The organism is Pseudomonas sp. FW300-N1A1, from assembly GCF_058789115.1.
Genome location: NZ_JBYTBK010000026.1, coordinates 1 through 8,875, shown reverse-complemented (window position 1 = coordinate 8,875; position 8,875 = coordinate 1). Strand labels below are relative to the sequence as shown.

General features: G+C 54.4%; 7 protein-coding genes, 2 tRNA genes and 1 pseudogene. 8 read left to right on the top strand and 2 right to left on the bottom strand.

The window, feature by feature from the left end; all coding sequences use genetic code 11:
* Window positions 1-3 precede the first annotated feature (3 nt).
* A tRNA-Arg gene (locus tag AC3WQN_RS17425) sits at window positions 4-80 on the top strand.
* A 534-nt stretch (window positions 81-614) separates the two neighbouring features.
* Window positions 615-2,057, top strand: coding sequence for a magnesium transporter (gene mgtE / locus AC3WQN_RS17420; RefSeq protein ID WP_103400391.1), 1,443 nt, complete (start codon window positions 615-617; stop codon window positions 2,055-2,057).
* A 169-nt stretch (window positions 2,058-2,226) separates the two neighbouring features.
* Here mgtE and AC3WQN_RS17415 read toward each other — a convergent pair whose 3' ends face one another.
* Window positions 2,227-2,553, bottom strand: coding sequence for an Arc family DNA-binding protein (locus AC3WQN_RS17415; protein WP_095083540.1), 327 nt, complete (start codon window positions 2,551-2,553; stop codon window positions 2,227-2,229).
* 349 nt (window positions 2,554-2,902) lie between these two features.
* Between AC3WQN_RS17415 and phnN the strand changes: the two genes are divergently transcribed.
* The 3 genes from phnN (at window position 2,903) to AC3WQN_RS17400 (ending at window position 4,730) form a co-directional block, all read left to right on the top strand.
* Complete coding sequence (phnN, locus tag AC3WQN_RS17410) at window positions 2,903-3,487, top strand: phosphonate metabolism protein/1,5-bisphosphokinase (PRPP-forming) PhnN (protein ID WP_103400393.1); 585 nt, start codon at window positions 2,903-2,905, stop codon at window positions 3,485-3,487.
* 152 nt (window positions 3,488-3,639) lie between these two features.
* Window positions 3,640-3,716: transfer RNA gene (locus tag AC3WQN_RS17405), tRNA-Arg, on the top strand.
* A 114-nt stretch (window positions 3,717-3,830) separates the two neighbouring features.
* Window positions 3,831-4,730: an FRG domain-containing protein gene (locus AC3WQN_RS17400; RefSeq protein WP_103400394.1), complete on the top strand. Its 900-nt coding sequence runs from the start codon at window positions 3,831-3,833 to the stop codon at window positions 4,728-4,730.
* Here the strand turns inward: AC3WQN_RS17400 and AC3WQN_RS17395 are convergent.
* A pseudogene (locus AC3WQN_RS17395) lies at window positions 4,731-5,237 on the bottom strand (recombinase family protein); the annotation flags it as partial.
* A gap of 101 nt (window positions 5,238-5,338) precedes the next feature.
* Here AC3WQN_RS17395 and AC3WQN_RS17390 point away from each other — a divergent pair.
* The 3 genes from AC3WQN_RS17390 to AC3WQN_RS17380 all read left to right on the top strand — a co-directional run bounded on the left by AC3WQN_RS17390 (window position 5,339) and on the right by AC3WQN_RS17380 (window position 8,803).
* Window positions 5,339-6,544: a hypothetical protein gene (locus tag AC3WQN_RS17390; protein WP_103400395.1), complete on the top strand. Its 1,206-nt coding sequence runs from the start codon at window positions 5,339-5,341 to the stop codon at window positions 6,542-6,544.
* Between the two features lie 47 nt (window positions 6,545-6,591).
* Window positions 6,592-6,888, top strand: a complete 297-nt coding sequence (locus AC3WQN_RS17385; protein WP_146038376.1) for a hypothetical protein — start codon at window positions 6,592-6,594, stop codon at window positions 6,886-6,888.
* A gap of 1,582 nt (window positions 6,889-8,470) precedes the next feature.
* Window positions 8,471-8,803 carry a hypothetical protein gene (locus AC3WQN_RS17380; protein WP_178081904.1) on the top strand — a complete coding sequence of 111 codons (333 nt, stop codon included), beginning with the start codon at window positions 8,471-8,473 and terminating at the stop codon, window positions 8,801-8,803.
* The last annotated feature ends 72 nt before the right edge of the window (window positions 8,804-8,875 follow it).

Genomic DNA, 8,875 nt, shown 5'->3' with positions numbered 1-8,875 from the left:
CATGCACTCGTAGCTCAGCTGGATAGAGTACTCGGCTACGAACCGAGCGGTCACAGGTTCGAATCCTGTCGAGTGCACCAAACACCAAAAAGCCTGCGTCTAACGCGGGCTTTTTGCTGTCCGGGATTTGGCTTTTGCAGATCCTTTCTCGTCGAGCGTGGTCGGTGCGCTCCGGGCTCCTTTCGGCCGTATAGCCAGCCTCGTGTGTTCGCCTTGTCAGGTGTGCCGGGTACGCTTCCTGCGTCCCACAGGCCAGCGCCAAAAAACTCTCATTGATTGATGGTCGCTTCGCGACGTTCTGTCTTCTGGGCGGTCTAGTCTGAGGGGTGCAGCGAGATTTTTCGGTGCGGGTGTGTTTTCTTTTCAGAAAGAGTCGTCGCAGTTTCACAGGTGTGGAGAGCGCTCAGGTTTATCTCGCAAGCGCTTGTTCTGGGCTGGATTTTTTAACGTTTAAAAACGCCAAGCGGTGTATCATTGCGCCCGTCAGCCCCGCCGGGGCTTTTGGATTACCTCCATGGACTTACCCAGTAGTTACTCACTATTTCGTTTTACCAATCATGAATTGACTGATTGATCCTTCCGGCGTGCCCCGCTGCTGGGAGTGGAGTTCGCCTATGACTGAAGTTGAAGTAAAAAAAACGCAAGAAAGCTTGCAGGACCGCCTTGCTCAAGTCGTTGAGCTGCTGCATCGCCAGCGGGTGGTCGAAGACCTGACTCACCGTCAGGAAGGTGCTCATCACGATCGTGTCGAGAACCTGGTCCACCGGCAGAACCTCGTCGAGTTGCAACGCAAGCTCGATGATCTGCACTCCGCCGACGTTGCCTACATCCTTGAAGCGCTTCCGCTCGTCGACCGCCTGACGGTCTGGCAGTTGGTCAAGGCCGAGCGTGACGGCGACATCCTGCTTGAAGTCTCCGACTCCGTTCGTGAAACCCTGATCGCCGACATGGACGATCACGAGCTCCTGGCAGCCGCCAAGGAGATGGACGCCGACGAACTTGCTGACCTGGCCCCCGAGCTGCCGCGAGACGTCGTCCACGAGCTGATGGAAGCCCTCGATGGCCAACAGCGTGAGCGTGTCCGCTCCGCGTTGTCCTATGACGAGGAACAGGTCGGCGCCTTGATGGACTTCGAGATGGTGACGATCCGTGAGGATGTCAGCCTTGAAGTGGTCCTGCGTTACCTGCGTCGCCTCAAAGAGTTGCCGGGCCATACCGACAAGTTGTTCGTGGTGGACTATGACGGCGTGCTCAAGGGCGTCCTGCCGATCAAGCGACTGCTGGTCAACGATCCCGACAAGCAGGTTTCGGAGGTCATGGCCAGCGATCCGGTGAGCTTTCACCCGGATGAAGACGCCTATGACGCCGCCCAGGCCTTTGAGCGTTATGACCTGATTTCGGCCCCGGTGGTCGACAAGAACAACAAGTTGATTGGTCGTTTGACCATCGATGAAATGGTCGACCTGATCCGTGAAGAGAGCGAAACCGAAGTGCTCAACATGGCGGGTCTGCGCGAAGAAGAAGATATCTTCGCCTCGGTCTGGAAGTCCTTGCGTAACCGTTGGGCGTGGCTGGCGGTCAACCTGATCACGGCGTTCGTTGCCTCGCGGGTGATCGGGCTGTTTGAAGGTTCTATCGAGAAGCTGGTGGCCCTGGCGGCATTGATGCCGATCGTGGCGGGCATTGGCGGTAACTCGGGCAACCAGACCATCACCATGATCGTCCGCGCCATGGCGCTTGATCAGGTCAGCACTGGCAATACCTCGCGCCTGATGCGCAAGGAGTTGGCGGTAGGCTTGATCAACGGCCTGGTCTGGGGAGGTGTCATTGGCGTGGTGGCTTACCTGCTTTATGGCAGCTGGTCGCTGGGGGTGGTGATGACGGCCGCCATGACGCTCAACCTGTTGCTGGCGGCATTGATGGGGGTGTTGATCCCGATGACCCTGGCGCGCCTGGGGCGCGATCCTGCCATGGGGGCCAGTGTGATGATCACGGCGGTGACCGACAGTGGCGGTTTCTTTATCTTCCTCGGGCTGGCGACGATTTTCCTGCTCTGAGTCATTGAGGCGCGACCTTGCTTGAATGAGCGGGTCGCGCAGCTTCATTTTTTCCTGGATAAACCTGGTGCCGATGGCGGCTGAGCGTGCCGTCGAGCAGGCGAGTGCCTGAATGCCAGGCAAAAAAAAGCCAGCCCATGTATGGCTGGCTTGAACTTTCGGGATGGAATCAGGCTGGATTTGCGGCCATTTCTGCGTCATGGGCAATCAGCGAAACCAGCGCGTTTTGCTGGCGGTGGGACAGCTGGCGGAAGCGTTGCAGCAGTTCGCGTTCGTGCAATGACAGCTCGGGGCTGTCCAGGCGCATGCTCAGCTCTTCGCCCAGTGCGCCTTCCTGAATAAGACTCTGCTCCAGTCGCGCGATGATTTCGGAGTTCATGCTGCGATGATGGTTGCGTGCCACCTCGGCAATGCGTTCACGCATTCCGTCTGGCAGGCGTACGACGAATTTGTCAGCCGTACGGCTGGAATAAATTGCCTGTTTCAATGGGCGCATATATTTAACCGGTTAGTTCAGGGGAGCGGTTCTCGGAATTGGCCGCGGGATGTCAGTAGGACAAGCTCGACCGCCAAATGTTCAACCTGAATTGATAAGAGGCCCGCATCATGCCTCAAATAAGCCAGATCCTTGGCGCCAATTCTGTGACAAATATTGAACCGGTGGCAGGCATTATGCCAGCACCTATTATCAGAAATGCGGACTGGTTTGAAAACACTCAAGCCATTCGAATGACTGATCGCATCCTTTTACCTGACAGGCGGGTTCGTACTTTGTTCCTTGCCTTATACAGAATAGTGGCATGTAGCCGAATTGCTAGGGTGGGCAGGTAATGGGGGAGGGCGGCATGGGTGGCAGACTGATTTATCTGATGGGGCCGTCGGGGGCTGGCAAGGACAGCCTGATCGACGCGGCTCGCGATGCTCTGGCGCGCCTGGATTGTGCCGTGGCGCGCAGGGTGATTACCCGGTCGGCCGAGTCGGTCGGAGAGGAGGCCATTGGCGTTACCCCCCAGGCTTTCGCCGAACTGGCGAGCCAGGGGGGCTTTGCGCTGAGCTGGCACGCCAACGGGCTGGATTACGGTATCCCCGTGCAGATTGATCAATGGCTGGCTGAAGGGCGTCACGTACTGGTCAATGGTTCAAGGGGGCATTTACCGCAAGCCAGGGTACGCTATCCGGCGCTGCAGCCCATTCTGTTGACCGTCAGCTCCGAGGTGTTACGCAGACGCCTTGAGCGGCGAGGGCGTGAAAGTGCGATGGAAATCGAGGCCCGGCTTGAGCGTAATGCCCTGTTCGCCAGCCGTGCCGCCGAGGACCAGGCGAAAGGCATATTCCTGCTGGATAACTCCGGTGAGTTGTCGTCGGGGGTGAGCCGCTTGCTCGACCTGGTGAGGCACGAAGGTGTCCACGAAACACAGCTGCAGGATTGATGAGGCGCCAGGCTCCGTGTTGCTATCAGGAGATTGTCGGGCGGATATGATTGCCTACACTTAAAAAGCCCCACAGACGACATGACAAACCCGGGGTTGCCCGTTAACATGCTCGCCGTCCATCGCGCCGCATGTCCTTGCGGCCGGTCAGTGTCTCAGTAGCTCAATTGGATAGAGCATCCCCCTCCTAAGGGGAAGGTTGGCAGTTCGAACCTGCCCTGGGACACCATATAATTCAAGGCTTCCAGCGATTTATGCTCCCAGCGTAAAACCCCCATGGGTGCAGGGTGGGTGCATTACTGTTCGCCTTCGCTATTTGCTACCTCATCGGCACGGATGCGCAATGGCAAAAAATCACCCGCTTTTTACGGAAATGCCCCTTCAGACAGCCGACGATCTTTGGCTGGCTTTGTCTCCGACAAACCAATTGAGGCCAGGGCCCCACAGCTGCATATTTCGGGGGCAGGCCGACTCCAGTTGGTCATTAATTCCCTCAATCCTTCGTCCAAGAAACCAGCCGCCGATTACTACCGAAGGCGAAATGGTGGACGCAAGCTTCATGGTTTTCCTTGAGCTTGAGTATCTGAGCAGCTTTGCTCGCCATTGCGACAACATTGGAATCTCGATCCCGAATGACTCTCAGGAATTTCGGCGCGAGGTGATGAATACGCAGAAGGCGGGTCGGTTTTTTAGGAATCCCTCACTTTGGCCGGATACTCGAATCCTGGATCTCATGGCAATGGCGCAGCATCACGGTGTGCCAACACGACTGTTGGACTGGACTACAAAGGCTTACACGGCAGCATATTTCGCAGCCAGTTCGGCGTTAAGCAGGTTTGGTGAATGGGAACAAACTGATCGTTTGGCTATTTGGGCTTTGGATATCGAACTTATTGGGCTTCACCCTGAAGTGGTTTTGCATAGGGCGCCTGGCGCAGTCAGTCGACATCTCGCAGCGCAAGGTGGCTTGTTCACCGTTCATCCGCACTCTGGAGAACGCGATGGTGAATTTGTCGTCCAAGGGTTCGAGAACTATTTCTCCGATCTGCCAGACAGCCCGCTAATAAAGATCACCATACCGGTTTTCGAGTCAGCGAGACTGCTCAGGCTCTGCTCTCAGGCGGGATTTAGTGCGGCTCACATTTACCCCTCAGCAGATGGCGCAGGTCGCGCTGTAATCGACGGGATGAACATTGATGGTGCGGTGAAGAGATGGAACGGAAACAAAATTCGGGTCAGATAGTCAGGAGATGGCGTCTCTGATCCTAAGCACCGTAGTCGTAGAGCAGTTGGCGTGCCGAGCTGTTGCGCGGATGCCAAGGCCGGCGGCGAGCAGTTCAGACACGCGCTTGTGCAGATCGACGTCAACCGGGCGCCCCTGGTACTTACCGGCGGCCTTGGCCTTCTCGATACCTTGGGCCTGGCGCTCGCGCCTCTGCTCGTAATCTTTGCGAGCGATGGCGGCCATCATTTCCACCAGCATCGAGTTAATTGCGCCGAGCATCCGCCCGGTGAACTCGTCGCCTTTGGTGTCCTGCATGCCCTGGTGGCTCGTTGGTAGGTCGAGCGCGACGATGCGCAACCCCTTGGAATCAATCGCAGCCTTGAGCTTCTGCCAATCCTCCACAGGAAGGCGTGAGAGGCGGTCTATCGACTCCACCAGCAGCACGTCACCCTTGCGCGCATCTTTGAGCAGGCGCAGCAGCTCAGGCCGGTCAGCGGTGGCACCGCTTGCGTTCTCCAAGTATATCCGATCGACGAAGATGGACAGAGTGCTGGCTAAATAGTAGCTTCGCGTCTATAGGACGCTGGCGAACCCATCGCTAGGCAGGCAGATTATCAGGGGCAAAAATGTCTTTCTCTGCGCTCAGGGATCACGCACTACACGCGACTGTGCGTCGTATTTTAGAGATGCGGGGATTGCCTGTATTCTCGATTGAGGCAGTCACATTTAATGAGGGATATACATACTCTCGAAATAAGATTTTTGCAGTCGTTCAAGTTCTCGAAAATCTTCTAAAATCAACACCGGAGGAGCTGCAAAGTCTCACCGGTCTTAACTCAATAAACAACCATCTACAACCTCTACTAGCCGAGTTGACGGGGTTTATCAGTGATGAGAATCCTGTTCATTTAGATAATGCAGTCTCGGCGTTAGAAGGTAATATCTTGCCTGCCATGTGGGCATTCACGCCAAGTGCTCAGCCAATACTTGTCGATGTGCTTCCAGAGCTTCTACAAGCTCAACAAAAGTTTGCTATGGAAAGCGTTCGTCAGGTGGCCGATGCAAGCGATTCATTATCTGCTCATCTCGTGGAGTTGGATGAGGAGGTTCTGGTATTAAGGGCTAAGTTAAACGAAATAACTGAGAGTGCCGTTAAGGAAAGAGCGGAGGCGGCAGCGGCAGTCGCTAAGTTAGAGCAAACCTTTACTCAGGCGGAAGGCGTGCGACAGCAGAACTTTGAAGAATCGCTTCGGGTAAGCTCGGGTAGAGTAGAGGAGCTTATTGATGCAATTAAAAACAGCACCGAAGCGCTTGTTTCGGAACTGGAGGAGAAGCGGAGTCAAGCAGCACAGATTGTCCAGGTCGTAGGGAACATCGGTGCGACGGGAAACTATCAGCGCATTGCTGATAATGAGTCAAAGCAGGCAAACATTTGGCGCCTTGTCACCCTTGGAATTCTTGCAGTCGGTATTGCAGTAGCCGCAGCAACATTTATAAAGTTTTGGGGGGAAGCTTTAACGGCCGAGACTGCGCCAGCCATCCTAATACGACTCCTTTACGCAATTGTTATAACCACTCCTGCTTGGTATTCGGCCCGGGAGTCGGCTCGACATCGCTCAAATGCGGATCGAGCGCGGCTGACAGAGCTTGAGCTTGCATCGATTGGACCGTTTATCGAGCTTTTGCCTGAAGAAAAGAAAATTGAGATTCGAACTCGGCTAACTCATTTGTACTTTGGTCGCACTAGTGATCCGCATGTGGTGAAAAACCCATTTGATTTGGCGGAATTAAATGGAATTGTCACCGACGCGGTTAAGGCAGCAAAGGGGTAGTCTTCTTTGAATGGTCAGAATAATTATCTCTATCAAGGAATTGACTGATGAGATGGCTTGAATTGGAATCGCCGGCGGGGAAAAAAATTCCCCGTTGGAAACGTTCAATTGGGGTTGCCAGTAATGGGGGTGTTTATGTTCCCGCAGCAGCTGGTGGCAATGAGCAAGAAGTAGTCTTGTGTACTGCATATGACGGGACTACCTATGTTAATTATCTCAATCATGCATTCGTTCTCTCTACTTGGTTGAAAAGAGAGTTTCCGGAGAGCACCGATGTTTGTTTACTTATGGAGGTGGCAGTTCAAAGGGCGCTCGCGAACGCTACAGAGCAAGATGATCAATAACATCAGGCACTGAAGATGCTACTGCTGATCCTCCGCGTAGATTCCCGCGCCACCCTAGCTGCGGTGGCCAAAGCAGAGCAGCACTGGGTTAGCAGGGTTTCCACGGAGGAGGTCGGCTTTGAGGTTAGCCGATCAGTGAGACCAAATCGTCTCACCGAGACCAAAACGCTGCCCAGTCGGTCACCGCATTTGTCCAAGCGATGCTGTTTTCGGGCTCTGCCAATCCTCGACAGACGTAATGACGGGGTGTTGTCTTGAGGAATGAACCCTTGTCGCAATGTGAAGGGGCTTATCCTCGATCTTAGTTCGGGAAAAATCGGGAGTGCTTCGGATAATGGTGGGAAGGATTGCGCGTACTCAGGCAGGTCGGGACCGTGTTGATTTCTACACAGTGGAGCCTGAGATTTGAACGGTTGTCACGGACCGAAGTGAGGGTAGGGCATTAGCACCCTCTTACAGGCCTGAGTCCCCGGAAGGTATGCAAAATTACTGCACTCCTTAGGCTTGAAGAGATGGCGATCACCACCACACATTGACGGCGATCCGAGATCTGATCGCGCCGGAATAGACGAATTTCGCCGCCTGACCAATTTTGCGCCGACGGTGTTGCGCTCTGATTCTGGTGCCGTAGTTAGATGCGTGGGATTTTGCTCATATCTCGTCCAAGCACCTAGTGTGCTCAGATTAGGTCAGCTTTGGGCCATTCCCCTGTCGGGTTTTAGAACCAGCAGGATCAGATTTGAACTCTGAGCCCCGTCCAGGCGCTCGGCTGAGAAGTCAGCCGAGTGAGTGAGACCAAGTCGTCTCACCGAGACGAAAGTGTCAATCTCATCGAAACAACCAAAATCAAGCGACTCAACCAAAATTGGTAGTTTCAGAAGCGTGGCCGAAGGGAAGGTGCCCTCAAACCTGAGGACATTAGACAGGGGCAATTCACCGATCAGGGTTGACTAGATACCCGGATTTCCAGGTATGTCGTTGGTCGGGGAGAAGTGACAGAACTTCACTTTGGTTTGGATGACTCCCATGTGAGTCTTCTGTCAGGTGTGTGGCCTGCTGGCGATAGATAGCTCTTCATTTCCTGCTGCGAGAGTTAACCGAGCAAATTAGCCGGTTAACTCCTTGGTGACCGGCTGCAAGCCATAGCCTGCTTGGCTTTGAGGTGAATTGTCGGCTAGCCGAGTTAACCAGTTAACTAAGTTGGCAGGGGTGTCGCTAACGCGGTTACGCGAGTTTGCGCACCCGTATCAGGGCAAAAATGACAGGGTCCCCGGCGTGTTTCGGGAGAGGAGCACTCTATCTAGCGTGTGCTGTGTAAGCACATCGCACTTGACCGTACGATCCCATCGTCGCTGACCACCGTTTGAATCTGATTTAACCAATGCACACCGAAGAGGCGATTGGCATAGACGGGCCGAGAGTGGTCATTCTGATGTATGCCAACTTTGTAGTTACTTTGATTGCGTGGTTGTCCGTTGGCAGTAAAAAGGAGATCTTGCAGCAACGCTTGCGAGCCTTCGAAAACCAATCGTAATGGTCGGGCTTTCAATCTGTATGGCGCAGACTCAAAGGAGAAAAAAACATGCAATGGATAGATGAGGCGGACTTAGCTGCCTGGGCAAAACGACTCGATGCTCGCGTGTACCTTCCTGACATGATTGCTGACCTGATAAAAGCGTCCGTCACAGATGTCAGTCGCTTCCGCTTCCCAGGTGGAGATGCCGGACAGGTTCGAGGTTGGGACGGCAGTCTGGAGACCACCGAGGGGGCAGAGTTCGTCCCTGCCGGAAAATCGAAATGGGAGTTCGGTTCGGGGGCTGGAAGCGCTAAGGCATCTGCCGATTATAAGAAGCGTACGAAGAAAACAGACGCTGCTGAGATGGCAGAAAATACCCTCGTGTTGGTTAATCTGTAGTGGTCTAATGAAACCGGACACCCATTTAGGCGAGAATGCTCGCCAGATCGAGGTGTCAGATGACCAAACAAC